Below are 25,522 nucleotides of genomic sequence, written 5' to 3' on the forward strand. Positions count from 1 at the left end.
ATAGATCGGAGGACATCATGAGACAGCACGCGTTCGGACGCACTTCCTTCACCGTCAGCGAGATCGGCTTCGGTGCCTGGCAGATCGGCGGCGCCTGGGGCGATGTCAGCGAAGCGGACGGCCGGGCCGCGCTGGAAGCGGCGCTCGACGCCGGCGTCACCTTCATCGACACCGCCGATGTCTACGGCGACGGCCGCTCGGAAAAGATCATCGCCGGTGTGCTGAAATCCCGCGGCGGTGCCCGTCCCATGGTCGCCACCAAGGCCGGCCGGCGGTTAAGCCCGCATGTCGCCGACGGCTACACAAAAGCCAATCTCGAAAGCTTTATCGACCGCAGCCTCAGGAACCTCGAAGTCGACAGCCTCGATCTCGTACAGCTGCACTGCCCGCCGACCGAAGTCCTCTACCGCCCGGACGTGTTCGGCGCGCTGGACGATCTTCGGCGGGCCGGCAAGATCGGGAACTACGGCGTCAGCGTCGAGAAGGTGGAGGAAGCGCTGAAGGCGATCGAATATCCCGATGTCGTCAGCATCCAGATCATCTACAACATCTTCCGCCAGCGCCCGGCCGACCTGTTCTTCAAGGAAGCGAAGCGGAAAAACGTCGCCGTGATCGTGCGCGTGCCGCTGGCAAGCGGCCTGCTCTCCGGCAAGATCACCCGCGACACGGCCTTCGCCAGGGACGACCACCGCAACTTCAACCGACATGGCGAGGCGTTCGATGTCGGCGAGACCTTTGCCGGCGTGCCGTTCGAGGTCGGCCTCGAAGCGGTCGAGGAAGTCCGCAAGCTGGTGCCGGCAGGCGCCTCCATGGCCGCCTTCGCGCTCAAATGGATCCTGATGAACGAGGCGGTCACCGTCGTCATCCCCGGCGCCCGCAATGCGGCGCAGGCGAAGGGCAATGCGGCGGCGGCCGACCTTGCCGCCCTTTCCGGTGACGTGATGACGGCGGCGAAGGAAATCTATGCGCGGCTGATCGCCCCGCATGTGCATCAGCGCTGGTAGGAGTTCCACGATCCGCATGGAGACAAAAGCCGGAGCATTCGGAACCATGGACGAGATTGCGAAACCGCCCGTCGAAGCCGAACAGGCATTGCTGGCCGCCCGGCAATGCCTCGGGGACGCGATCGTAGCGGCCTATCTCCACGGCTCGGCGGTAGCGGGCGGCTTGCGTCCGCAGAGCGACGTGGATCTGCTTGTGGTCATCGAGCCTCCCACGACGCATGAAATGCGAGCGCGCCTGGTAAGCGCGCTGATGAAGATTTCGGGGGATCCGCGCAAAACCCGTGACCGGCGCCCTCTGGAACTGATCATCTTCCGCCATGCCGATCTTTCCGCAGCGCTCTTTCCCGCCCGCAGCGAGTTCGTTTATGGCGAATGGCTGCGGGACGAATTCGAAGCCGGGATCGTGCCCGCCCCCGCATCCGACCCGGAGTTCACGCTCCTGCTGGCCCAGGCACGACGGGAAGCAAAGCCGTTGATCGGCCCCGGTCCCCACGAGCTCCTCCCGCTTATCCCGGAGGCGGACATACGCCGCGCTATCGGGGCAGCGCTCCCGGCGCTGCTCGGCACGCTCACGGGGGACGAACGCAATGTCCTGCTGACCCTGGCACGGATGTGGCGGACGCTGGCGACGGGCGACTTCGTTCCCAAGGACGTCGCGGCCGAATGGGCCATCGAGCGCTTGCCTGCCGCGGCCGGCGCATCGATCGCCCATGCCCGGGAAGCCTATCTGGGCATGGTCAACGACGATTGGGGTACCCGCCAGGACGAGGTCCGCGATGTCGCGGACGAACTGGGCCGGCACATAAAGGCGTTGCTCGATTGAGAATCTGCAGGCATCGGACCCATTCACAACTGAGGCCGCAACCCTTCTTTCGTCATGCCCAAACCCGTCCCGAGCATCTGCAAACCGTTGACGTTTATAGATCGTCGGCACAAGGCCGAGGATGACGTCGAGCAAGAGTTTGTCATCAAGCAGAGGCCGGGCATCCCCGGCCTCTGCGTTTCAGTTCGTGCCAGCCTTAGTTGATCGCCTTCAGCTCGACCGGGAAGAACAGCGTTTCGCCGGAGGAATCGTCCACGCCGTCGTTGTCCGTCACCGCGAAGGCCTTGCCCGACTTGTCGAAAGCGAAGCCTTCGAGCTTGTCGGCCACATAGCCGTTGGTCTGCTTCAGATCGGCGATGAAGTCGTGGACTTCCTCCTTCTTCACGAGCGGCAGCTCGCCGCCGAGCTTGCCCGGCTTCAGGTCGGCGATCGCGACGCGATAGAGCTTCTTCAGCTTGGCATTGTCGCCGAGCTGGTTGTCGCGTTCGACCAGATAGACGTGATCGCCGTAAGCGGTGATTTCCGAGAGGCCGACCCAGCCGGCATCGGCCTTCTCGATCGGATAACGGACGGCGCCCCATTCCTTGGTCTTCGGCTTGTAGGAAACGAGCTTCACGGTGCCCTTCGGATCGTCCTTCCATTCGCGCTGGATTGCCATCCAGAGCGTCAGGTCGTCGCCGGAGCCGACGGTCGTGATGCCTTCGAAACCGTAACGGGTCTCGCCGGCGAGCAGCTCGGCCGGCAGGCCGATCTCGGCCTTGATCTCGCCCTTGGCGTTGACGTTGTAAAGACCATGGCCGACGAGCTTGGCGGAGTCGCCTTCGGAGGCGAGCCAGAAGCCGCCGTTGCCGTCCAGCGCGATGCCTTCGATATCGAGCTTCTGGGCCGCCTGGCCGTTCCGGGTCACGCGCACCACGCCGGTGATCTCGGCCGGCTTCCTGGTGGTGTCGATGGTGAAGATCGATGGCTGCATGCCGTAGACGCTATCGCTGACGGCATGGAGGATACCGTCCTTCTCCGCATCTCCGACCAGGCCCGAGAGCGCGCCCCAGCCGAGCACGTTGCCGTCGACATCGTTGGAAACGAGCGTCGGGTAGTTCGGCTGACCTTCCGCAAGCTCGTAGATCATCACATGCGAGCGGGCCCCGCCGTCCTCGCCGAGATCGACTTCGTTGGCGGTGGCGAACAGGTTGCGGCCGGGAATGGCGACCGCCCCTTCCGGCGAAACGCCCGACGGCAGGAGCTGGACAAGTTCGGGCTCCGCGCCCGTATCCTTGTAGACGCCGACGACCGAGGCGCGCTCGGACAGGATGAAGACGTAGTTCTGGCCGTTGAAGGCCGCGAATTCCATGCCCTCGGGCTCGATGCCCTTGGATTTGGCGCGGTGTTCCGGAAAATGGCCGATGCGGGCAATCTCGCGTTCCAGCGAGGCGCCGGCTTCATGGAGAACCTTGCCGGTGCGGTCGAAGATGGTGAAGCCGCGCGAGCCGCCCTTCCAGTCGCCTTCGTTGGCCACGATGAGACGGTTGTCGTCGAGCCACTTGATGGCGTCCGGCTCGCGGACCACGCCTTCAGCCTTGCCGGTGAACGAGAGCTGGCCGTTAGTCTTGTTGTCGATGCCTTCCAGATCCGCCTTGCCGGCAGAGAAGTGGCCGACGACCTTGGCCGTCTTGCCGTCGACGATGGCGACATGGTTGTTCTCCTGCAGCGTGACGGCGATCTCGCCGGCGTCGTTGATGGCGACGAATTCCGGTTCCGGATCCTCGGGCGCGACGTCGGCAATCCCGGTCAGCGCGACATGCTTTATGGAAGCGCAGTCAGCGGTGCCGTCCTTCAGGGAGACGATGACGAGGTCGCCCGCCGGCATCTGCGGGAGGGCACCGTCGTTCACGTCCTCGTCACGTTCGTTCTCGATGGCGATCGCCGCAAAGGTCTTGTCCTTGGAAACGGCGATCGAATCCGGCTGGCCGCCGAGATCGCAGGTGAGGTCCACCTTCTTCGTGGCGAGATCGACGACGGCGAGGACGCCGGAGGGCTTGGTCTTGCTTTCGCTTGTGTTGACGGCGGCGAGAACCTTGGAACCGGCGGAGGCGACGGAGGTCGGCTCGCCATCGAACGTGAGGGCGCCAAGCGCCTTCGGAGCCCTGGGATCGGTGATGTCGATAAAGCCGATCGCACCGAGCGGGCTGTCGGAATAGATGAGCGTATTGCCGTCCTCGCTGGCGGTGACGATCTCGGCAGAAGTGGTGGTGAGCTTGTCCTTGCCGGCGGGAAGATTATTGGCGACGGGGAAGGATGCGATGCGGTTGAAGACCTGCTCTGCGCCGGCAGGCGCCGCGGCCGATGCGAGAAGCGCCGCCGTCAGCGCGGCGTGAATACGGAATGTCATAGGAGCCCTCCTGGCCATGAAACCACGGGTGGCTTTTGAGCCACGGGCATGACAGGCGGATGACAGTTTTCACACGTTAGGGCGGTGGCCTGCTCGGCCGGGGAGCGAAAGTCCGGAACATTCTGCCGGAAATGAAAAAGGCCCGGGGCGCTTGCCCGAGCCTTTCGAGTGTCACAGGTTGCCCGAAGGCACCCGCCTTAGCTGTTGACAGCGTCCTTCAGGCCCTTGCCGGCCGAGAACTTCGGCACGTTGCGGGCCGGGATGTCAACTTCAGCGCCGGTCGAGGGGTTGCGACCCTTGGACGCTTCACGGCGGGAAACGGAGAAGCTGCCGAAACCGGCAAGACGAATATCGCCACCCTTCTTCAGTTCACCCTGTACAGTCTCGAAAACGGCATCCACGGCAGATGCGGCATCAGCCTTGGAGAGGCCGGCTTTTTCGGCCACTGCGGATACCAGCTCGTTCTTGTTCATGTTTCCACCCCTTTCAACGGTTTTGGAACGACTCATGTATTTCGGGCTCGACAATAATTTGGTGTCGTGCCTTGGCAACCCAAAAGCTCCGCAATCGCCTGAAAAACAAGGGGGATGCGTTAGTTTTCACAAAAAAAGCCGGCAGAAAGCCGGCTTTTTTCGTGGATGGTGTCAATTTGGCATAACCAAAAGGCCCCATCGATCAGTGCGCGACGGCCGCTCCGACGTCGTCCACGCCCTCGACGGTGGCGATCACCGGCGTTTCCACCGTGCCGTCCCAGTCGATCGGTTCGGGCTGGCGGACTAGCGCGTGGCGGATCACTTCGCCCATGCGCGAGACCGGAACGATCTCCATGTTGTTCTTCACGTTGTCCGGAATCTCCGCCAGATCCTTGGCGTTTTCTTCCGGGATCAGAACCTTCTTGATGCCGCCGCGGAGTGCTGCAAGGAGCTTCTCCTTGAGGCCGCCGATCGGCAGCACGCGTCCGCGCAGCGTGATCTCGCCGGTCATTGCGATATCCTTGGAGACCGGAATGCCGGTCATGACCGAGACGATCGCGGTCGCCATGGCAACGCCCGCCGACGGGCCATCCTTCGGGGTCGCCCCTTCCGGAACGTGCACGTGGATGTCCGACTTGTCGAAGCGCGGCGGCTCGATGCCGAAATCGACGGCTCTGCTGCGGACATAGGAGGCCGCCGCGGAGATCGATTCCTTCATCACGTCCTTCAGATTGCCGGTGACCGTCATGCGGCCCTTGCCCGGCATCATCACGCCTTCGATCGTCAGGAGCTCGCCGCCGACTTCCGTCCAGGCAAGACCGGTGACGACGCCGACCTGATCCTCGCGCTCGGCTTCGCCATGGCGGAAGCGCGGCACGCCGAGATAGTCGTGGACGTTGGCCGCGGTGACTTCGACCGACTTCGTCTTGCCCTTGATGATCTCGGTGACCGCCTTGCGGGCGAGCTTCATCAGTTCGCGCTCGAAGTTACGGACGCCTGCCTCGCGGGTATACTGCTGGATGACCGCCATCAGGGCGTCGTCGCTGACCGAGAATTCGTTCGGCTGCAGCGCATGCTCCTTGATGGCCTTCGGCAGAAGGTGACGCTTGGCGATCTCCCGCTTCTCATCTTCCGTGTAACCGGCGATGCGGATGATCTCCATGCGGTCCATCAGCGGAGCCGGGATGTTCAGCGTGTTCGCCGTGGTGATGAACATCACGTCGGACAGGTCGTATTCGACCTCCAGATAATGGTCCATGAACGTCGAGTTCTGCGCCGGGTCCAGCACTTCGAGAAGCGCCGAGGACGGATCGCCGCGGAAATCCATGCCCATCTTGTCGATCTCGTCGAGCAGGAAGAGCGGGTTGGACTTCTTCGCCTTCTTCATCGACTGGACGACCTTGCCGGGCATCGAGCCGATATAGGTGCGGCGGTGGCCGCGGATCTCGGCTTCGTCACGGACGCCGCCGAGCGCCATGCGGACGTATTCGCGGCCGGTCGCCTTGGCGATCGACTGGGCGAGCGAGGTCTTGCCGACGCCCGGAGGGCCGACGAGGCAAAGGATCGGACCCTTGATCTTGGTCGCGCGCGCCTGGACGGCGAGATACTCGATGATGCGTTCCTTGACCTTGTCCAGACCGAAGTGATCCTGCTCGAGGATCTTCTCGGCATTGTTGAGGTCCGCCTTGATCTTCGACTTCTTGCCCCACGGAATGCCGAGCAGCCAGTCGAGATAGTTGCGCACGACGGTGGCTTCCGCCGACATCGGGCTCATCTGCCGCAGCTTCTTCAGCTCGGCCTCGGCCTTTTCGCGGGCTTCCTTGGAGAGCTTCGTCTTGGAGATGCGCTCCTCGATCTCGGCCATCTCGTCGCGGCCTTCCTCGCCGTCGCCGAGCTCCTTCTGGATCGCCTTCATCTGCTCGTTGAGGTAATATTCGCGCTGGGTCTTCTCCATCTGGCGCTTGACGCGCGAGCGGATGCGCTTTTCCACCTGCAGGACGGAGATCTCGCCTTCCATGAAGCCGAGCGCCTTTTCAAGCCGCAGCTTGACGCTGACGGTCTCCAGCATTTCCTGCTTTTCGGTGATCTTGATCGACAGGTGCGAAGCGACCGTATCGGCGAGCTTCGAATAGTCTTCGATCTGGCTTGCGGCGCCGACCACTTCCGGGGAGATCTTCTTGTTCAGCTTCACGTAGTTCTCGAATTCGGAGACTACGGAGCGGGAGAGCGCCTCGACCTCGACGGCGTCCTCTTCAGGTTCGCCGAGGGTATGCGCCCGCGCCTCGTAGAACTCCTCGCGATCCGTGTAGCCGTCGATCTTGGCGCGCGAGCGGCCTTCGACCAGCACCTTCACGGTCCCGTCGGGAAGCTTCAGAAGCTGCAATACGTTGGCGACCGTACCGACCTTGTAGATCGCGGACGGCTCGGGATCATCGTCGCCGGCGTTGATCTGGGTGACGAGCATGATCTGCTTGTCGGAACCCATGACTTCTTCGAGGGCGCGAATGGATTTCTCCCGTCCGACGAACAGGGGCACGATCATATGCGGAAAGACCACAATGTCGCGCAGCGGCAGCACCGGATAGGTTTCGCCGCCAGGTGCCGCAGACGTTGAATTCGTCATTTCATTTCCTTTCCATCGTCCCGTTTCCGGGATACGTCCCGGGCCGATGACCCAGGCACTTCACTCCCGCCCAAAGTGGAGTTTTTGAAAATTGATTTCAAGCCTTGCAAGGCCGCCGCCGCGAAAGCTTTGTGACAGTGGTATTACAAAGCGTGTTCACAACGCTTCATGCAGAACGCCAAGGCACACGGGACGCGATTGCCGGCGATGCGGACCTGCACCAGAAGCAGGCGAAGCAGCCGGCATGACTATGATCTTCCCGCACAGCTTCTAATGCAAGATGAACGCGGCGCAACTCTTCGCGAAGCGAAAATGGTGGAATAAGCAAAAAAAGCAAGACCGGATGCCGGCATGAAAAGAGGCCCCGCCGGGGGCCTCTTCAGAACGACATCCGTGGCGGAGACGATCAGGCCGAAACGTTGGCCTTCTCTTCCTGCCGGTCGGCGTAGATGTAGAGCGGACGCGCGGTGCCGCGGACCACGTCCTCGGAAATGACCACTTCGCGCACGCCTTCCAGCGCCGGAAGCTCGAACATGGTGTCGAGCAGGATCTTTTCCATGATCGAACGCAGGCCGCGCGCGCCGGTCTTGCGGACGATCGCCTTCTTGGCGATCTCGCGCAGCGCGTCCTCGTGGAAGGTCAGGTCCACGTCTTCCATCTCGAACAGGCGCTGGTACTGCTTGACGAGCGCGTTCTTGGGCTCCGAGAGGATCTGGATCAGAGCATCCTCGTCAAGGTCCTCCAGCGTCGCCAGAACCGGCAGACGGCCGATGAATTCCGGGATGAGACCGAACTTCACCAGGTCCTCCGGCTCGAGCTCGCGCAGCACTTCGCCGACGCGGCGCTCGTCCTGCGCCTTGACGGTCGCGCCGAAGCCGATCGACGTCTTCTCGCCGCGGGCGGAGATGATCTTGTCGAGGCCGGCGAAGGCGCCGCCGCAGATGAACAGGATGTTCGTCGTGTCGACCTGCAGGAATTCCTGCTGCGGGTGCTTGCGGCCGCCCTGCGGCGGCACGGAAGCGACCGTGCCTTCCATGATCTTCAGAAGCGCCTGCTGCACGCCCTCGCCCGAGACGTCGCGGGTGATCGACGGGTTGTCGGACTTGCGGGAAATCTTGTCCACTTCGTCGATATAGACGATGCCGCGCTGGGCGCGCTCGACATTGTAGTCGGCAGCCTGGAGAAGCTTCAGGATGATGTTTTCGACGTCTTCGCCGACGTAACCGGCCTCGGTCAGCGTCGTGGCGTCAGCCATGGTGAAGGGCACGTCGATGATGCGGGCGAGCGTCTGGGCGAGATAGGTCTTGCCGCAGCCGGTCGGGCCGACCAGCATGATGTTCGACTTCGCCAGCTCCACGTCGCCGCCCTTGGAGGCATGCGCCAGGCGCTTGTAATGGTTGTGCACCGCGACCGACAGAATGCGCTTGGCCTGCTTCTGGCCGATGACGTATTCATCGAGGACCTTGATGATGTCCTGGGGCGTCGGAACGCCGTCGCGGGACTTGACCATCGAGGTCTTGTTCTCTTCGCGGATGATGTCCATGCACAGTTCGACGCATTCATCGCAGATGAATACGGTCGGCCCGGCAATCAGTTTCCGGACCTCGTGCTGGCTCTTTCCGCAGAAAGAGCAGTAGAGGGTATTCTTGGAGTCGCCGCCGTTGCCGCTGCTGACTTTGCTCATATCACTTTCCTTCCAGCACTCCACGCTCACGTCAAAAACGGGCGCTGTCCATTTTACCGCCTGCCGGCACGCGCGCCCGACGGGCCTCACGTGCCTGCTTTGCCCTAGGGGTACTCTACCGATCCGGGCACATTATGCAGATCGGCGGCAACGAAACCCCTAAAGAAACGTACGCCATGTCATAAAAGTTCAACATAGCATTAATAGGTACTAATAGCGTTTTCCGTGGGACTTGAAACCCTTTTTTGCTCACAACGGGGTGAGACCACGGTTACGCCATCGCCCTCATTCTCCGGAGCTGCCCTCGATTTCCAGACGCGATGTCAGGATCTTGTCGATGACGCCCCATTCCTGTGCTTCGTCCGCATCCATGAAGTGGTCGCGGTCGAGGGTCTTCTCGACTTCCTCGTAGGTGCGGCCGGTATGTTTCACGTAGACCTCGTTCAGGCGCCTTTTCATCTTCAATATGTCACGGGCATGGCGCTCGATGTCCGACGCCTGACCCTGGAACCCGCCCGACGGCTGGTGGACCATGATGCGGGCGTTCGGAGTGGCGAAACGCATGCCCTTCTCGCCGGCGGCCAGCAGAAGCGAGCCCATGGAGGCCGCCTGGCCGATGCACAGCGTCGATACGGCAGGCTTGATGAACTGCATCGTATCGTAGATCGCCATGCCGGCAGTGACGACGCCGCCCGGCGAATTGATGTAGAGCGCGATTTCCTTCTTCGGGTTTTCCGCCTCGAGGAAGAGAAGCTGGGCGCAGACGAGCGACGCCATATGGTCTTCCACCGGGCCGGTCAGGAAGATGATGCGCTCCTTCAGAAGGCGCGAATAGATGTCGTAGGAGCGCTCACCGCGATTGGTCTGTTCTACGACCATCGGCACCAGGGCCATTGCGGTATCAACTGGATTTCTCATGTCCGTCCTTTGTCAGCACTTGCCGAAGGCAGCCAGGCGCTCCGGAATCAAATAGAATGGGTCATCCCCTACATAGAGTGTCAACGCCCGGTACTTCAAGACGGAGCGCCCGATATCCTTAATTGGCCGGGCTGAACCTCAAAGGCAGAGCCCGCCATAGGGACGATTTCCCGACATCGCAGCCCGCCGGAAGGTCCGCCTGCGGGCGCGCACACATTTTTGCGCGGTCAGGGTAAAGCAGGCGTGAAGGCGCGCGGCTCTCGCCTGCTTTACCCTGCAGGATGTGCCGGATTTCGGTGGCCCGGCAACTTCGTCTTAAAGACTCTCATTCATTGTTGCCCCCGTCCGGAACGGGACGCAGGGGTTAGGCGTGGATATTTTGACGGGGCTGATGATCTGGGCGGCGGAAGCGCTGACGCTTGCCGCTCTTCTCTGGTCACGCTGGCTTTACCAACGGGATGATTTCTACCTGAGCTGGGGCGGTGGCTTCGCGCTGCACGGCGCCGGCGTGGCGCTGGTCGCGCTTCGCGGCGACATCCCCGACTTCGTCTCCATCGAGATCGCCAATACGATGGCGCTTGCGGGCATGGGCCTATGGATCACCGGCCTCCTGCAGTTCGACAACAAACCCGTGCAGGGCTATGTCGCCATTCCGGCGCTCATCTGGGTGGCGGGCATGTTCCTCAACCCCGTGCGCGAGGACTTCTCGAACCGCGTCGCGCTCTACAACGGCGCGGCCATGGTCGGCTATGCGATCATGGTCGGCCTCCTCCTCCGGCATAACGGCGCATCCAGGACGACGCGGCGCCTGATGGCATGCTTCATCGGAATCCAGCTCATCTCCAGCGGCGTGGTCGCCGCTATGAGCGTCGTTGCCGACGCGCAATCGTTCGAAACCTCCCCGAATGCCGCCTGGCTCTTCTTCCCGGCCGCCTTCTGCTTCATCGCCGGCATCATGAGCGGCGGAAAAATGCTCACCGAACGCTCCGAGGAGAAGCTTAAGGCGCTCGCCGTCACCGATCCATTGACCGGCGCCCTCAACAGGCGCGGCCTGATCGATGAATTCCACGGGCTTCGCAGCGTCGACAATGCCGAGAAACCGTTGATCGCGCTCCTGCATTTCGACCTCGACAGTTTCAAGCAGATCAACGACCGCTGCGGCCATCAGGCAGGCGATGCGGTGCTCGTCGCATTTTCCAAGATCGGCTCGACTTCACTGCGCGGACGCGGTCTCTTCGGCGGCATGGGCGGCGAGGAATTCGCCTCGATCCTGCGCGTCGCCGACATGGTGGAGGCCGCGAGCATCGCCGAGGCGATCCGCCTCACCCTCAAGCACCAGACGATCATAGCCGGCGAGCACAGGATCAAGGTCACGGTCAGCGCCGGCATTGCCCTTGCGACAGTCGACGGCGCGGATCTCGACCTCCTGCTGAGCGCCGCCGACCGGGCGCTCTATACCGCCAAGGAAAGCGGCCGGGACCGGACCGCGATCGATACCGGCGCGGAAGCTTCCATCGTTCCCGCAGCCGACCGTCAGGGGGAGGAGGAAGGGCCAAGCGACCTGCGCGCCAACCACCAAGTGGCGGCCCTGAAACGCCTCGCCGCGCTCGGCAAGCGCTGATCTGCCTCCGTCTCCCGCTCTCTTGCCCTCGGCCCTCTTGCCTCCCGCTTCGCGAAACCCAAATCAACTTCAGGGATCGAAGCTGCGGAGGGCGCCGCCATGTGGATGAAGACTTCAACGGGCATCATGCTTTCTCTTCTGGTCGCGACCGGGGCGCTGGCGCAACAGGCTTCGGATACGGTGGCGCCCGAGCGCGCGACCGGTTTCAGCGCGGCAAAGCGCGTCGAAACGAAGAGCTTCATGGTGGCCGCAGCCAATCCGCTGGCGGCGGAAGCCGGTCGCGACGTGATCGCCAAGGGCGGCAACGCGATCGACGCCCTCGTCGCGGTGCAGACGGTTCTCGGGCTCGTCGAGCCGCAGAGCTCGGGCCTCGGCGGCGGCTCCTTCCTCGTCTATTACGACGCGGCGGCAAACAGGATCACCACCTTCGACGGCCGCGAGACCGCGCCGATGGAGGCGACGCCGAAACTTTTCCTCGATGCACAGGGCCAGCCGCTGAAGTTCATGGATGCGGTGGTCGGCGGCCGTTCGGTCGGCACGCCCGGCACCGTGCGGCTACTCCACGAGGTTCACAAGCGCTACGGCAAATCGGAATGGGCGAGCCTTTTCGAACGGGCCGAGACCCTTGCGGCCGAAGGTTTCGAGGTGTCCCCCCGCCTCGCATCGCTGATCGCCGCCGAAGGCGACAGGCTGAAGAAATACGACGGGCCGCGGAGCTATTTCTACGACGCATCCGGTGCGCCTCTGAAGGCCGGCGCGGTCCTCAAGAACCCCGCCTATGCGGAAACGCTGAAAACCATTGCGGCCGGCGGAGCCGACGCCTTCTATAACGGCCCGATCGCGGAGGCGATCGTCAAAACGGTGCGCGAGGCGGCCGGCAATCCGGGCGTGCTCTCGGTGGCCGATCTCGCCAACTACCGGATCAAGGAACGCGAACCGGTCTGCGTCAGCTACCGCGCGCTCGACATCTGCGGCATGGGGCCGCCCTCTTCCGGCGCCGTCGCCATCGGCCAGATGCTCGGCATCATCGAGAATTTCGACATCAAAGGGCTCGGGCCGCTAAATGCCGAAAGCTGGCGCATCATCGGCGACGCCCAGCGTCTCGCCTTCGCCGATCGGGAACGCTACCTCGCCGACACGGATTTCGTGCCCTCGCCGATCAAGGGCCTCCTGAAGAAAGACTATCTCGGCCAGCGCGCGGCGCTTCTCGACGGAGACAAGGCGCTTGCGGCGGATGCAGTGAAGGCCGGCGAACCGGAATGGGACCATGCGCTCCTCTTCGGCCGGGACGCCGCGATCGAACTCCCGTCCACCAGCCATTTCGCGATCGTCGACAAGGAAGGCAATGTCGTCTCTATGACGACCACGATCGAAAGCGGCTTCGGCTCGCGCCTGATGACGAACGGTTTCCTGCTCAACAACGAGCTCACCGATTTCTCCTTCAAGACCCATGACGGCAGCCTGCCCGTCGCAAACCGTGTCGAGCCGGGGAAACGGCCGCGCTCTTCCATGTCGCCGACGATCGTCATGAAGGACGGCAAGCCGCTCATCGCCATCGGCTCGCCGGGCGGCAGCCAGATCATCGGCTACGTGGCGCAGGCCCTGATCGCCTATATCGACTGGGGCATGCCGGTCGAACAGATCGTCGCCCAGCCGCATCTCATCAACCGTTTCGGAACCTACGAGATCGAGGCCGGCACGGCGGCCGAGCAGATGGCCGAACCGCTGAAGGCGCTCGGCTACGAGGTGAAGCCAGGCGAGATGAATTCCGGCCTGCATACGATCGAGATCACGGCGAACGGCCTGGCAGGCAGCGCCGATCCGCGCCGCGAGGGTGTCGCGGTGGGCGAATAGGCATCTTCCGCGTCATAAGAGATTGCGTTACGCATCGGGCATGACCGCTTTGCCCGACTTCCTCCGCATCGATCCCGCAACCCGCCGCGTCTCGCTCGACGGCCGCGATCCGGCCTTCTACAGCGACCCGAACCGCGTCTATGCCCTCCTGCACGAGCATTGTCCCACCTTCTACTGGGAAGAGCAGCGGCAATGGTTCTTCACCGGCTATGACCATGTGAACGGGCTTTTGCGCGACCGGCGCTTCGGCAGGCAGATCCTGCATATCGCCAGCCGCGAGGCACTCGGCCTGCCGGCGCCCCAGCCGCATCTTCAGAACTTCGACCTTGCCGAGCGCCATTCGCTGCTGGAGATCGAACCGCCGGAACACACGCGGCTCAGAACCCTCGTCAACCGCGCCTTCGTCTCCCGCCATATCGAAAGGCTGCGGCCGGAGATCGCCGCGCTTGCGGAAAAGCTCATCGACGGGTTCGAGAAGGACGGCGGAACGGAACTGCTCTCCTCCTTCGCCGACATCATTCCCGTGACGATGATCGCCCGGATGATCGGCATTCCGGACGAGATGGGACCGCAGCTTCTTGCCTGGTCGCATGCCTATGTCGGCATGTACATGTTCAAGCGGACGCGCGAGGACGAACATGCCGCCGACCGCGCGGCGAAGGAATTTGCAGACTATGTGAAGGGCCTTGTCGCCGAGCGCCGCAGAGCGCCGCGCGAAGACCTGCTCACCCACATGATCCATACCGAGCACAGGGGCCAGTACCTCACCGACGACGAACTGGTCTCGACCACCATCGTGCTCTTGAACGCGGGCCATGAGGCGACCGTCCACCAGATCGGCAATTCGGTGCGGGTCATCCTGGAAAGCGGCCGGAAAAGCGGGGTGGCGCCTGCCGATCTCTTCCGCGACGAGGCGATGACGGAACAGACCGTCGAGGAGACGCTGCGCATCTGCGCGCCGGTGCACATCTTCCAGCGCTGGGCGCTCGAAGACGTCGAGATCGACGGGCTTTCCTTCAAGCGCGGCGACAAGGTGAGCCTCATCCTCGCCGCGGCCAACCTCGATCCGAAGAAGTTCTCCGATCCGCTCGCCTTCAAGCCCGACCGCCAGGAAGCGCCGAACCTCTCCTTCGGCGCCGGCATCCATTTCTGCATCGGCGCACCGCTCGCCCGGCTGGAACTCAACACCGTGCTGCCGATCCTCTTCAAGCGCCTGCCCGGAATGAGAATCGCCAGGACGCCGACGGTGAAGGACGTCTACCATTTCCACGGGCTGGAGCGGCTGGACTTGGCCTGGTGACGGCATCTTGAATAATTAACCTAATAGGTTATTTTATGAACGAGAAGCGGAAGGCGCACTGCCCGTTGGAAAGAGTGAAATCGCTTGTCAAAGCAGGTCAGGTCCGTACGACCTACTCCGCCTTGGCTGGCGCATCGCGGCTCGATTTCACGCTTTCCGAAATGTACGAGACGGTTCTGGCGTTGACCCTTACCGACTTTTACAAATCGATGACGACCTATGCCGACCACAAGGTCTGGCAGGATGTATATCGGCCGATGACGAAGGCGGGGCGGATTTATCTGAAACTGACCGTCGTCGATGACGTGCTGATCGTGTCCTTCAAGGAGTTGAACGAATGAAGTGCCCGGCTTGCGGTGAGGCAGAACTTTCCCGCCAGACCCGTGACTTGCCCTACTCCTATAAAGGGGAAGAGACCACGATCGCGAGTGTAACCGGTGATTTTTGCGCGGCCTGCGGCGAGATCGTTCTAGGCGACGCCGAAGCCAGGCGGATCAATGCCGCCATGCTGGAATTTAACAAGCAAGTGAACGCTGGCAGCGTCGATCCAGCGTTCGTGGCATCCGTTCGCAAGAAGCTAAAGCTGGACCAGAAGGAAGCCGGCGACATTTTCGGCGGCGGCGTCAACGCGTTTTCCCGCTATGAAAACGGGAAAACGAAGCCTCCCGTGGCGTTGGTCAAGTTGTTGAAGCTTCTCGACAAACATCCCGAACTCCTTCAGGAAATTCGCGCGGCCTGACGCGGGACGGCCGGTGCATGCCTGTGCCAGCCGTCGCATGAAATTCCAGGCGCTGTTAGCAGATGTCGCGATCAGGCAGCGGCAGCAGCAAGATAGCGCGCAGCCGGCCTGCTCAATGAGAGGTGCGGCCGCAACTCGCCGCGGGCCGTTTCGAGCTTGTCATAAAGCGCCTTGTCCGCGAGCGAGGGAATGGTGATCAACTCGCCCTGATCGAAACCGGCAAGCGCCGCGTCGACCAGGTCGGTGACGTCCATCACCATGTTCGGGTCCATGTTGTCGAACGAGCCGCCGACGCGGTCGAAGATTTCCGTACGGGTCAGGCCCGGCAGGACCGCCTGGATGCGCACGCCGGTGCCGGCAAGTTCGGCCGCGAGCGATTCCGTCAGGATGAGGACGAAGGCCTTGCTGGCGGTGTACGTGCCGCTGAAGGCCTGCGGCCACAGCGCGACGACGGAGGCCGTGTTGATGATCGCGCCCTCGCCTCTTTTAACGAAAGCCTGGGCGGCGGCGACCGCCAGCCGGTTCGCGGCCGTGACATTGAGCTCCACCATCCGGTCGAGATAGTCGGGGGCGCTCGTCAGCAACGATCCCTTGGGCCCGATGCCCGCATTGTTGACGAAGAGCGTGATCGAGCCGTCCTGGCGCAGACGCTTTTCCACCGCAAGCACGTCGGCGCGCTCGGTCAGGTCGGCGCGCAGAACATCCGCCTGAATGCCGTTCTCCCGCGTGAGCCGCTCGGCAAGCGCCTTCAGACGCTCGGCGTCGCGGGCAACGAGAACGAGATCGTAACCGCGCTTTGCAAGCCGGTCGGCATAGGTCGCCCCGATGCCGGAGGATGCGCCGGTCACGAGTGCGGTTCCGAGTTTCGATGCCTTTGTCATGGGTCCATCTCCTTCGATTGGAATTTACTGGCATATGCCACTATATATGAAAAGGAGGCCGCAAGACCGCAAGAGGAGGCCCGCAAATTTTTATCGGGAGTGGAAGCGTCGGCCAAAAGCGGGCATTCTGCCGAACCCGACATCAGGACGGAACATGACGGACGACAGGCATATCGAAGACGGCATCTGGCTCCTTTGCAGCAACAGCGCCGTGCGCCGCGCCTCGCGGCAGCTCGGCCAGCTCTACGAGGATGCGATGGGCGACACGGGCCTCAAAGGCACGCAATTCTCGCTTCTCTCGCAGATCGCCCGCTCCGGGAGCCCAAGCTTGAAGAACCTCGCGGAAGCCATGGTGATGGACCTCTCGGCCCTGGGCCACACGCTGAAGCCGCTGCTGCGCGACGGGCTGGTGGAACTGGTGCCGGACGGCAGCGACCGGCGGGTGAAGCGCGTGCGCCTGACGGAGACCGGCACGGCGAAGCAGCGGGAGCTCACCGCCCGCTGGCAGGTCGCCCAGGACCGGTTCGACAGGGCTTTCGGCAAGGAGAAGTCGGAAGAGCTGCGGCGTACCCTCGCCTTCATCTCTTCGCCGGATTTTGCAAGGAGCTTCGGCAAAGGGGAAGCGGACTGACGTTTCAAACCCGGATCACATAGTCCTTGCGAGTCGTTTCAACGACTTCCCAGCTTCCCTTGAAGCCCGGTCTCAGCACCATGCTGTCGCCGGACTTCAGATGAACGGGCTCGCCGCCCTCTTCCGTGACGATCGAATGGCCGGAGAGGATGTGGAAATACTCCCATTCGTCATAGACGATCTTCCACTTGCCGGGCGTCGCCTCCCAGATGCCGGCATAAAGCCCGCCTTCCGCCTCCTCGACATTCCAGGTGCGGAAGGTCGGATTGCCGGAAATCAGCCGGTCGGGAGCAGGCGCGCCCTCCTCCGGATCGACCGCTTCGATATCGAACTTGATCCAGTCGCTCATGCTCGCCTCAAATCCAAACCTTGGCCACATTCAAATCTTGGAAAGCGCCTGATCGAGGTCGGCGATGATGTCGGCGATGTCCTCTATGCCGATCGAGAGCCGGACCACGTCCGGTCCGGCGCCTGCGGCGATCTGCTGTTCCTCCGTCAGTTGCCGGTGAGTGGTCGAGGCCGGATGGATGACCAGGGACCGCGTGTCGCCGACATTGGCGAGGTGCGAGAAAAGCTGCAGCCCTTCCACCAGGGTTTTTCCCGCCTCGTAACCGCCCGTCACGCCGAAGGTGAAGACGGCGCCTGCCCCCTTGGGCGAGTAGCGCTGCTGCAGCGCATGGTTCGGGTCGTCCTCCAGGCCGGCATAGCTCACCCATGTGACCTTGGGATGGCTCTTCAGCCATCTGGCGGCGGCAAGCGCGTTGTCGCACTGTCTCTGCATTCTCAAGGGAAGGGTCTCGATGCCGGTGAGGATCATGAAGGCGTTGAAGGGGGAGATGGCCGGGCCGAGGTCGCGCAGACCCAGCACCCGGGCGGCGATCGCGAAGCCGATATTGCCGAAGGTCTGGTGCAGCACGATGCCCGCATATTCCGGCCGCGGCTCCGAGAGCATCGGGTAATTGCCGGATTTCGACCAGTCGAACGTGCCGCCGTCCACGACGATGCCGCCCATGGAATTGCCGTGGCCGCCCAGGAATTTCGTCAGCGAATGGACGACGATGTCGGCGCCGTGCTCCAGCGGCCGGACGAGATAGGGGCTCGCCATCGTATTGTCGACGATCAGCGGTATGCCGTTGCGCTGCGCGATCCCGGCGATCGCCGCTATATCCACGAAAGTGCCGCCGGGATTGGCAAGGCTTTCGATGAAGATGGCGCGGGTGCGCTCGTCGATCCCGTTCTCGAAGCTTGCCGGATCGTCCGTGTCGGCCCAGCGGACCTGCCAGTCGAAACTTTTGAACGCATGGCCGAACTGGTTGATCGAGCCGCCATAGAGCTTGCGCGCCGCCACGAAATTGTCGCCCGGCTGCATGATCGTGTGGAAGGTCAGCAGCTGCGCCGCATGGCCGGAGCCGGTCGCCAGCGCCGCCGTGCCGCCTTCGAGCGCGGCGACGCGTTCCTCCAGCACCGCCTGGGTCGGGTTCATGATGCGGGTATAGATATTGCCGAACTGCTGCAGGCCGAAGAGGGCTGCGGCATGGTCGGCATTTTCGAACACGAAGGACGTCGTCTGATAGATCGGCGTCGCCCGCGCCCCGGTCGCCGGATCGGGTGCCGCGCCCGCATGCACGGCCAGTGTCGAAAATCCCGGATTGATCGTCGGCATCCTCATCCCTCCCTTTTGAAAGGCGCCTCCCTTTTGAAAGGCATTCGTCCTTCCCTCCAGCAGACCCCGGCGAGCGGCGGCGATCAAGGCATATCTTTCCGCGGAACCCGTCCTCCTTGGAAATAGAGAGGAGTTGACGATGGGCAACGACCGCCGCGGCCGGAACGGCTTGCCGACAGTTCACGGTGAGATCGGGTGACGGTGAGATCGGGCGGCGACGAGATCAGGCGACGAGGCGCGGATATTCGATCGCCGGGCAGCGGTCCATGACGACGCTGATGCCGGCCGCCTCCGCCCTGTCGGCCGCCTTGTCGTCGCGGACGCCGAGCTGCCCCCAGATGACCTTGGGCCTGGTCTCCAGCGCGAGCGCCTCGTCCACCACGCCGTCCAGATATTCGGCGGCACGGAAGACGTCGACCATATCGACCGGCTGCGGCACGTCCGCCAGCGTCCGGTAGACCGTCCGGCCGTGGATCTGCTTGCCCGCCTGGCCGGGATTGACCGGAAAGACCGTATAGCCCTTCGACAGCAGGAAACCCATGACCCGGTTGCTCGGCCGATCCGGGTTCGGAGAGGCGCCGAGAAGCGCGATGGTCCTGGTCGTCTTCAGGATGTCGGCGATGTAAGTATTGTCGTAACGGTCATGGTTCATGCGGCGGGCTCCCGTGGTGGCGTGCCGCTGGCGGCACGACCCTTCCGCCCTATGTAAGTCGGCAGCCTGTCAAAAGGGATGAAGGTCATGAAAAAAATTCTTGCAGGCCTCGCCTTCACCGTCTGCGCGGCGCTGCTCGCGGCCGAGCCTGCGCTTGCCGTCTCGCGCTACAATTCGACAGGCATGTCCTGTGCCGCCGTGCAGCGGACGATCGCCCGCGAAGGCGCCGCCATCCTCCGCTACCCTTCCCAAAACGGGGCGCGACTCACCCTCTACGATCGCTATGTCGCCGACAGCCGCTTCTGCGACGGACACGAATTCGCCGACCGCGCGGCGGTGCCCACCGCCGATACGCCGAGCTGCCCCGTTCGCGCCTGCAAAAGAAGACCCGACCCGGAAGACTGTTTTCCGCTGCAGCCGGGCTGCTTCCGATTTTAGCCGAAATTTGATCAAAAAATCGTAAACCCCAGCAGAAACAATGGGTTCTGCAAATGTTCCCAAAATTTTCCGTTTCCGTACGATCTCATATTAGCATCACCTCATAGTTGAATTAGAATATGCTACTAATTTTCATTAGTTAAATCTAATTCTATAAGTTCTTCAACGAATCATCTCCATGCAATCCCGCAGCACAGCAAAAAATATGAATAGAAAACGTGACTTATCCCAATAGTCTCATCAAAACCAATAAATTTTTAGGGGTTTTTGTCATTCCCGAACGGGCTATTTTCTCCGCCTCGAATACAATTATTAATTGTATATTTGCAGTGCAGCTGGCCACACAAGTAGCGGCTACCCCATTTTTTTGCGAGTGAGATTTCGGGAGGCGACCTCCCCAGAATGAGGCTTGCCAAGCGGCCACGACATCCGATTGTGCCCAGCAGCTTTCTCGAAAGTTCCCGAAAAGACCCGGATGTCCGCCTCGCCTCAGCTAGCCGCCCTTCATGAAAAGGTCGGAAAGCCGCCGGCTCAGGCGCCCCTGAGCGCTTCAATTGATCCGAAGAAGATGTGGTATTATAAGACCACATTGATAAGCCATTGATTTTACTATATCTATTTTCACTCCTTGCGAACCGGCCATCTTGACGCTTTCGCACCGCCCCGGTATAAGCGCCGCAGATTGCGGACCTTAGCGGGCCCGCATTCTTTTTGCCGCCCTTTTGCCAACAGGTGATCGGCCGGCAATCCAAGCAACAAGAAACGCCTTCGCGTCCGACTTTCGGATGTCGCGGGTCCAGATGAAAGAGAAAATCATGTCAACCTTCGTTCAGAAGCCCGCCGAGGTGGAGAAGAAGTGGGTGATCATCGACGCCGAAGGTCTCGTCGTCGGTCGCCTCGCCACCATCGTCGCCAACCGGCTCCGCGGCAAGCACAAGGCCACCTATACCCCCCATGTCGATGACGGCGACAACGTGATCGTCATCAATGCGGAAAAGGTCGCCCTCACCGGCAAGAAATATTCCGACAAGGTCTATTACTGGCACACCGGCTATCCGGGCGGCATCAAGGAGCGCACCGCGCGCCAGATCATCGAAGGCCGCTTCCCGGAGCGCGTCATCGAAAAGGCCGTCGAGCGCATGATCCCGCGCGGTCCGCTCGGCCGTCGCCAGATGAAGAACCTGCGCGTCTATGCCGGTTCCAACCATCCCCATGAAGCACAGCAGCCGGTCGCCCTCGACATCGCCGCGCTGAACAAGAAGAATGTAAGGAGCGCCTGATAATGGCCGATCTCTCCTCTCTGAAGGATCTCGCTCCGGCGGCCGAAAACCAGGCTCCGGTCCACGTCCGCAAGGTCGACAATCTCGGCCGCTCCTACGCGACCGGCAAGCGCAAGAACGCCGTCGCCCGCGTCTGGGTCAAGGCCGGCTCGGGCAAGATCATCGTCAACGGCAAGGACTTCTCCGCCTATTTCGCCCGTCCGGTCCTGCAGATGATCCTGCAGCAGCCGATCGTCGCTGCGAACCGCGGCGGCCAGTTCGACATCGTCGCGACCGTCACCGGCGGCGGCCTTTCCGGTCAGGCCGGCGCCGTGCGCCACGGCCTCTCCAAGGCGCTGACCTATTTCGAGCCGGGCCTTCGCTCGGTTCTCAAGAAGGGTGGCTTCCTGACCCGCGACAGCCGCGTCGTCGAGCGTAAGAAGTACGGCAAGGCCAAGGCCCGCCGCTCCTTCCAGTTCTCCAAGCGCTGATCGCTTCTGGATTTGGACTTGCGAAAGGCGGGGCTTCGGCTCCGCCTTTTTCGTTTTTCGGTCTCTGGCTCGGAGCTTGAATTATTCTCCTGAAGGCATAATATTCCAAAATGGAATATACGGTCGAATACACGGACGAATTTGGTGCCTGGTGGGAGACCCTCGACGAGAGCGATCACATCAGTATCGACGCCCATGTCCGTAAGCTGGAGCAACGAGGCCCCAATCTTCCGTTTCCCTATTCCAGTGGCATTCATGGCTCGCGGCACGCGCATATGCGCGAATTGCGCGTTCAAAGCGGCGGAAAGCCCCTGCGGATTTTCTACGCTTTCGATCCCCGTCGGATGGCGATCCTGCTGATCGGCGGAGATAAAACGGGCGACAAGCGGTTCTATGAACGCATGATTCCGATTGCCGATGATCTCTATGACGAGCATTCGGCTGAGTTGGCGAAGGAGAAAGGCAATGAGCGGTAGACACAGTTTCGCCGAGCTGCGTAACCGGATGACGAAGGAAGCGCGAGCCAAGGCCGAGGCCGAAGCATTGAAGCTCGATGGCGAAATGGACCTCGCAGAGGTGCGGCTGGCCCTGAAGTTGTCGCAGGATGAAATCGCACAAGCGCTGCAGATCGGCCAGAGCTCCGTGGCGAAGCTCGAAAAGCGTGCCGACATGTATGTCGGTACGCTACGCAGGTTTATCGAGGCGATGGGCGGAGAACTGGAAATTGTCGCCCGCTTCCACGGTCACACCGTGAAAATCCGGAACTTTTCCGATCTCTCCAATAGCGACAAGTGAGCAGCCATACTATGCCCTCCAAGACCATCGACCACGCCTTCACCGCCAGGAGCCTGACCTCGGCGGCGACCGACCCGACGTTCGCGGGCGCGCTTTCCTTCATGCGCCGGCGGTTCACCAAGAGCCTCAAGGGTGTCGACGCGGTGGTCTGGGGCATTCCCTTCGATGCGGCGACCTCCAACCGGCCGGGCGCCCGCTTCGGACCGCAGGCGATCCGCCGGGCGTCGGCCATTTTCGACAACGATCCGCAATATCCCTTCTCGCGCGATCTCTTCGCCGACATGGCGGTGATCGACTACGGCGACTGCCTGCTCGATTACGGCAATCATCACAGGACGCCCGCGACGATCGAGCGGGAGGCCGCGAAAATCCTCGCAAGCGGCGCGTTCCTGCTCACCCTCGGCGGCGACCACTTCATCACCTGGCCGCTGCTAAAGGCACATGCCGCCCGGCACGGGCCGCTCGCCCTCGTCCAGTTCGATGCCCATCAGGACACCTGGTTCGACGACGGCAAAAGGATCGATCACGGCTCCTTCGTGGCGCGCGCCGTGCGGGACGGCGTCATAGACCCCGCCCGCTCGATCCAGGTCGGCATCCGCACCCATGCGCCGGAGGATTTCGGCATCCGCCTGATCTATGGCCATGAGGTCGAGGAGATGACGGCGGCGGAGATCGCCAGGGCGATCCTCGATCATACGGGCGGGCGCCCCGCCTATCTCACCTTCGATATCGATTGCCTCGATCCGGCCTTTGCGCCGGGCACCGGCACGCCGGTCGCGGGCGGCCCGTCGAGCGCGAAAATCCTCTCGGTGCTCGGCAAGCTCGGCCCTCTCGATATCCGCGGCGCGGATGTCGTCGAGGTGGCGCCGGCTTACGACCATGCCGATATCACCGCCATTGCGGGGGCGACGGTTGCGATGTATATGCTCGGGCTTCGCGCGGAACGACGAGCCGCGCGTTGAATTTCTTTCTCAACCGGCTGGTAAAATGATTCCGGCTCTCAATCCAAGGCACTGATCCTACAGGACAAAGACCATGACAGCGAAAATCTTCATCGACGGCGAACACGGCACGACGGGACTGCAGATCCGCACCCGCATGGCCGGCCGCCGCGACGTGGAGCTGCTGTCGATCCCGGAAGCGGAGCGGCGCAACGCCGCTATGCGGGAAGACCTGCTGAACAGCGCCGACATCGCCATCCTCTGCCTGCCCGACGAAGCCTCGAAAGAGGCGGTCTCGATGCTCTCCGGCAACAACAAGGTGCGGGTGATCGACACCTCGACCGCCTTCCGCGTCGATCCCGCCTGGGCCTATGGCTTCGCGGAGATGGACAAGGCGCAGGCCGACAGGATCAGGTCAGCCCGCCACGTCGCCAATCCGGGCTGCTATCCGACCGGCGCGATCGGCCTCATCCGGCCGCTGCGCGCCGCCGGCATCCTGCCGGACGGCTATCCGGTCACCGTCAACGCGGTCTCCGGATATACCGGCGGCGGCAAGCAGCTCATCGCGCAGATGGAAGACCAGTCCCGGGAAGACGCGATCAGCGCCAACAATTTCCTCTACGGCCTGCCGCTCAAGCACAAGCACGTGCCGGAGATGAAGGTCCACGGCCGGCTCGACCGCGCCCCCCTCTTCTCGCCGTCGGTCGGACGTTTCCCGCAGGGCATGATCGTGCAGGTGCCGCTCTTCCTCGAAGACCTCACGGGCGACGCAACGATCGAGGGCATCCACAAGGCCCTCACCGAGCACTATGCCGGCCAGGATGTCGTCACCGTCGTGCCGCTGGAAGAAAGCAGGGCGCTGCCGCGCGTCGATGCGGAAGAGCTCGTCGATACCGACAGGATGAAGCTTTTCGTGTTCGGCACGCCGGGCGGAGCGCATGTCAACCTCGTGGCGCTCCTCGACAATCTCGGCAAGGGCGCATCCGGTGCAGCCGTCCAGAACATGGACCTGATGCTTTCGGCATGACCGGCAACGAGATGACGGCGAAGAATATCTCTGCCTTTCCGCCCGAATGGCGTATCGAAAGCGCTGACCGGATTGCCGACACTGTGGCCGGCACCGTCTATGAGGTGAGCCGGGCGGGCGGAGAGATCGACATCGTCAAGGTGCTGAAGCCGAAGGTGCTTGCCGACAATCTTCGCGGTGTCGATTTCCTGGAATGGCGCGATGGCGTCGGCGCCATCCGCCTGTTGGCGCGCTCGGAAAACGTCATCCTGCTCGAACATGCCGGCAGGGAAACGCTCCGCGACCGCATCGCCACGCATGGGGACGAACAGGCGACGCGGATCGCGGCCGAAGTGCTCGTGGAATATCATCGCCCGTCCGTCACGCCGCCGCCTGCCGGCCTGCTGCCGCTTTCCGGCTATTTCGCAAGCCTGTTCAGGAAGGCCGGGGAAGATCGCAAGGAAGGGATCGAAAGCCCCTACCTCGAAGCGGCGGCGATGGCCGAAGAGCTGATCTCAGATCAGCGGGACATCAAGCCGCTGCATGGCGACCTGCATCACGAGAACATCATGTTCGGCCCCCGCGGCTGGCTGATCATCGATCCGGCCGGGCTGATCGGCGATGCGGCGCTAGACGTCGCCAACATGTTTTCCAATCCGCTCGACCGTTTCGATCTCACCCGCGATGAAGGACGGATCGCCTCGATGGCCTCTATCTTCGCCGAAACGCTCAAGCGAGACGTCCGCACCATCCTGCGTTATGCCTTCTCCTACGGCTGCCTGTCGGCTAGCTGGCATGAGGAGGACGGCAACGAGGAGGAGCGCGACAACGAGTTGGCCGTCGTCGCCGCGATCAAGAACGTCCTTCGTCAGGCTTAAGCGATCTGCCGCACCGGCGCGAAGACCTGCTTCAGTCCCAGATGGACCGCAAGCCTTTCACCGGGTCCATGCACGGCGGCGAACAGCAGGCCGGCCAGGAAGGTGAAGTGGTCGACGAAGAAGCCGAATTCCGCCTGGTTGCCTTCCCAGCGCCCCGGGCCATGGAAGGCGAAAGCCAGGAAGATGACGTAGGCGCCGGCCAGCACGGCAGCTTCCGAAAAGAAAGCGCCGGTCAGGAAGGCCGCCGCCAATCCCAGTTCGAAGATCGCGGCACACCACGCAAGAAACAGCGGGAACGGAAAGCCGGCACCCGCGATGGCGTTTGCGGTCGTCTGCATATCGATGAACTTGAAGGTCGCCGCCATGACGAACAGGCCGCCGAAGATCAGCCTTGCGACGAGAATTGCGCTTGTCCTTGCCATTGTCGTGTCTCCTGTCCCTGGCCGCAGCCGTTGAACT

26 protein-coding genes are annotated in these 25,522 nt (G+C 62.5%); 16 read left to right on the top strand and 10 right to left on the bottom strand.

The features are described from left to right. Positions 1-17 precede the first annotated feature (17 nt). Both QTA58_RS00875 and QTA58_RS00880 read left to right on the top strand, forming a co-directional pair. Positions 18-1,004, top strand: a complete 987-nt coding sequence (locus QTA58_RS00875) for an aldo/keto reductase (RefSeq protein ID WP_289671344.1) — start codon at positions 18-20, stop codon at positions 1,002-1,004. A gap of 46 nt (positions 1,005-1,050) precedes the next feature. Beyond that, positions 1,051-1,827, top strand: coding sequence for an aminoglycoside adenylyltransferase family protein (locus QTA58_RS00880; RefSeq protein WP_289671345.1), 777 nt, complete (start codon positions 1,051-1,053; stop codon positions 1,825-1,827). Positions 1,828-2,023: 196 nt separating this feature from the next. Here QTA58_RS00880 and QTA58_RS00885 read toward each other — a convergent pair whose 3' ends face one another. The 5 genes from QTA58_RS00885 to clpP form a co-directional block, all read right to left on the bottom strand. Continuing rightward, positions 2,024-4,216, bottom strand: coding sequence for an esterase-like activity of phytase family protein (locus tag QTA58_RS00885; protein ID WP_289671346.1), 2,193 nt, complete (start codon positions 4,214-4,216; stop codon positions 2,024-2,026). 197 nt (positions 4,217-4,413) lie between these two features. Further along, on the bottom strand, positions 4,414-4,689 hold the full coding sequence (gene hupB, locus QTA58_RS00890) for a DNA-binding protein HupB (RefSeq protein WP_085423022.1): 276 nt from the start codon (positions 4,687-4,689) through the stop codon (positions 4,414-4,416). Between the two features lie 202 nt (positions 4,690-4,891). Continuing rightward, positions 4,892-7,312, bottom strand: a complete 2,421-nt coding sequence (gene lon, locus QTA58_RS00895; RefSeq protein WP_085423021.1) for an endopeptidase La — start codon at positions 7,310-7,312, stop codon at positions 4,892-4,894. A 406-nt stretch (positions 7,313-7,718) separates the two neighbouring features. Next, complete coding sequence (gene clpX / locus QTA58_RS00900) at positions 7,719-8,996, bottom strand: ATP-dependent Clp protease ATP-binding subunit ClpX (protein WP_085423020.1); 1,278 nt, start codon at positions 8,994-8,996, stop codon at positions 7,719-7,721. Positions 8,997-9,281: 285 nt separating this feature from the next. Further along, positions 9,282-9,914, bottom strand: coding sequence for an ATP-dependent Clp endopeptidase proteolytic subunit ClpP (gene clpP, locus QTA58_RS00905; protein WP_085423019.1), 633 nt, complete (start codon positions 9,912-9,914; stop codon positions 9,282-9,284). A 370-nt stretch (positions 9,915-10,284) separates the two neighbouring features. On the opposite strand from clpP, the gene QTA58_RS00910 reads away from it, so the two are divergent. The 5 genes from QTA58_RS00910 to QTA58_RS00930 all read left to right on the top strand — a co-directional run bounded on the left by QTA58_RS00910 (position 10,285) and on the right by QTA58_RS00930 (position 15,428). Then, positions 10,285-11,535, top strand: a complete 1,251-nt coding sequence (locus QTA58_RS00910) for a GGDEF domain-containing protein (RefSeq protein WP_289671347.1) — start codon at positions 10,285-10,287, stop codon at positions 11,533-11,535. Positions 11,536-11,634: 99 nt separating this feature from the next. Beyond that, entirely contained in the window at positions 11,635-13,389 is a 1,755-nt protein-coding gene (ggt, locus tag QTA58_RS00915; RefSeq protein WP_289671348.1) for a gamma-glutamyltransferase, read from the top strand. Between the two features lie 40 nt (positions 13,390-13,429). Then, positions 13,430-14,689, top strand: a complete 1,260-nt coding sequence (locus QTA58_RS00920; RefSeq protein ID WP_289671349.1) for a cytochrome P450 — start codon at positions 13,430-13,432, stop codon at positions 14,687-14,689. Between the two features lie 35 nt (positions 14,690-14,724). Next, positions 14,725-15,030, top strand: a complete 306-nt coding sequence (locus tag QTA58_RS00925) for a type II toxin-antitoxin system MqsR family toxin (RefSeq protein WP_289671350.1) — start codon at positions 14,725-14,727, stop codon at positions 15,028-15,030. Then, entirely contained in the window at positions 15,027-15,428 is a 402-nt protein-coding gene (locus tag QTA58_RS00930) for a type II TA system antitoxin MqsA family protein (RefSeq protein ID WP_289671351.1), read from the top strand. Before QTA58_RS00925 ends, QTA58_RS00930 begins: the two co-directional genes overlap by 4 nt. 71 nt (positions 15,429-15,499) lie before the next feature. On the opposite strand, the gene QTA58_RS00935 is transcribed toward QTA58_RS00930, so the two are convergent. Further along, a complete protein-coding gene (locus QTA58_RS00935) occupies positions 15,500-16,309 on the bottom strand; it encodes an SDR family oxidoreductase (protein WP_289671353.1) in 810 nt (269 codons plus the stop codon). A gap of 154 nt (positions 16,310-16,463) precedes the next feature. Here QTA58_RS00935 and QTA58_RS00940 point away from each other — a divergent pair, with 154 nt between their 5' ends. Beyond that, entirely contained in the window at positions 16,464-16,940 is a 477-nt protein-coding gene (locus tag QTA58_RS00940) for a MarR family winged helix-turn-helix transcriptional regulator (RefSeq protein ID WP_289671354.1), read from the top strand. 4 nt (positions 16,941-16,944) lie between these two features. Here the strand turns inward: QTA58_RS00940 and QTA58_RS00945 are convergent, their stop codons facing one another. The 3 genes from QTA58_RS00945 to QTA58_RS00955 all read right to left on the bottom strand — a co-directional run bounded on the left by QTA58_RS00945 (position 16,945) and on the right by QTA58_RS00955 (position 19,255). Continuing rightward, complete coding sequence (locus tag QTA58_RS00945) at positions 16,945-17,289, bottom strand: cupin domain-containing protein (protein WP_085423011.1); 345 nt, start codon at positions 17,287-17,289, stop codon at positions 16,945-16,947. Between the two features lie 30 nt (positions 17,290-17,319). Next, a complete protein-coding gene (locus QTA58_RS00950) occupies positions 17,320-18,603 on the bottom strand; it encodes an O-acetylhomoserine aminocarboxypropyltransferase (protein WP_289671355.1) in 1,284 nt (427 codons plus the stop codon). Positions 18,604-18,826: 223 nt separating this feature from the next. Then, the gene (locus QTA58_RS00955) at positions 18,827-19,255 is read right to left on the bottom strand and encodes a CoA-binding protein (RefSeq protein ID WP_289671357.1); all 429 of its coding nucleotides are present in this window, start codon (positions 19,253-19,255) and stop codon (positions 18,827-18,829) included. Positions 19,256-19,342: 87 nt separating this feature from the next. On the opposite strand from QTA58_RS00955, the gene QTA58_RS00960 reads away from it, so the two are divergent. The 8 genes from QTA58_RS00960 to QTA58_RS00995 all read left to right on the top strand — a co-directional run bounded on the left by QTA58_RS00960 (position 19,343) and on the right by QTA58_RS00995 (position 25,063). After that, positions 19,343-19,693, top strand: coding sequence for a hypothetical protein (locus QTA58_RS00960; protein WP_289671359.1), 351 nt, complete (start codon positions 19,343-19,345; stop codon positions 19,691-19,693). An 815-nt stretch (positions 19,694-20,508) separates the two neighbouring features. Continuing rightward, on the top strand, positions 20,509-20,973 hold the full coding sequence (gene rplM, locus QTA58_RS00965; protein WP_085423441.1) for a 50S ribosomal protein L13: 465 nt from the start codon (positions 20,509-20,511) through the stop codon (positions 20,971-20,973). A 2-nt stretch (positions 20,974-20,975) separates the two neighbouring features. Beyond that, positions 20,976-21,443 (top strand): 30S ribosomal protein S9, encoded by a 468-nt coding sequence (gene rpsI, locus QTA58_RS00970; RefSeq protein ID WP_085423009.1) that lies wholly within the window; start codon positions 20,976-20,978, stop codon positions 21,441-21,443. A 110-nt stretch (positions 21,444-21,553) separates the two neighbouring features. Beyond that, a complete protein-coding gene (locus QTA58_RS00975; RefSeq protein ID WP_289671360.1) occupies positions 21,554-21,919 on the top strand; it encodes a type II toxin-antitoxin system RelE/ParE family toxin in 366 nt (121 codons plus the stop codon). Further along, on the top strand, positions 21,909-22,238 hold the full coding sequence (locus QTA58_RS00980; RefSeq protein WP_289671361.1) for an XRE family transcriptional regulator: 330 nt from the start codon (positions 21,909-21,911) through the stop codon (positions 22,236-22,238). Before QTA58_RS00975 ends, QTA58_RS00980 begins: the two co-directional genes overlap by 11 nt. A gap of 11 nt (positions 22,239-22,249) precedes the next feature. Further along, positions 22,250-23,200 carry an agmatinase gene (speB, locus tag QTA58_RS00985; protein WP_289671362.1) on the top strand — a complete coding sequence of 317 codons (951 nt, stop codon included), beginning with the start codon at positions 22,250-22,252 and terminating at the stop codon, positions 23,198-23,200. Between the two features lie 73 nt (positions 23,201-23,273). Continuing rightward, the gene (gene argC / locus QTA58_RS00990) at positions 23,274-24,206 is read left to right on the top strand and encodes an N-acetyl-gamma-glutamyl-phosphate reductase (RefSeq protein ID WP_289671363.1); all 933 of its coding nucleotides are present in this window, start codon (positions 23,274-23,276) and stop codon (positions 24,204-24,206) included. Beyond that, positions 24,203-25,063, top strand: a complete 861-nt coding sequence (locus tag QTA58_RS00995; protein WP_289671365.1) for an aminoglycoside phosphotransferase family protein — start codon at positions 24,203-24,205, stop codon at positions 25,061-25,063. Before argC ends, QTA58_RS00995 begins: the two co-directional genes overlap by 4 nt. Here QTA58_RS00995 and QTA58_RS01000 read toward each other — a convergent pair. Further along, the gene (locus QTA58_RS01000) at positions 25,060-25,485 is read right to left on the bottom strand and encodes a DoxX family protein (protein WP_289671366.1); all 426 of its coding nucleotides are present in this window, start codon (positions 25,483-25,485) and stop codon (positions 25,060-25,062) included. The two genes, QTA58_RS00995 and QTA58_RS01000, sit on opposite strands and share 4 nt — an antisense overlap. Positions 25,486-25,522 lie beyond the last annotated feature (37 nt).

It is taken from the genome of Neorhizobium sp. CSC1952 (genome assembly GCF_030378245.1).
Taxonomy (GTDB): domain Bacteria; phylum Pseudomonadota; class Alphaproteobacteria; order Rhizobiales; family Rhizobiaceae; genus Neorhizobium; species Neorhizobium oryzae_A.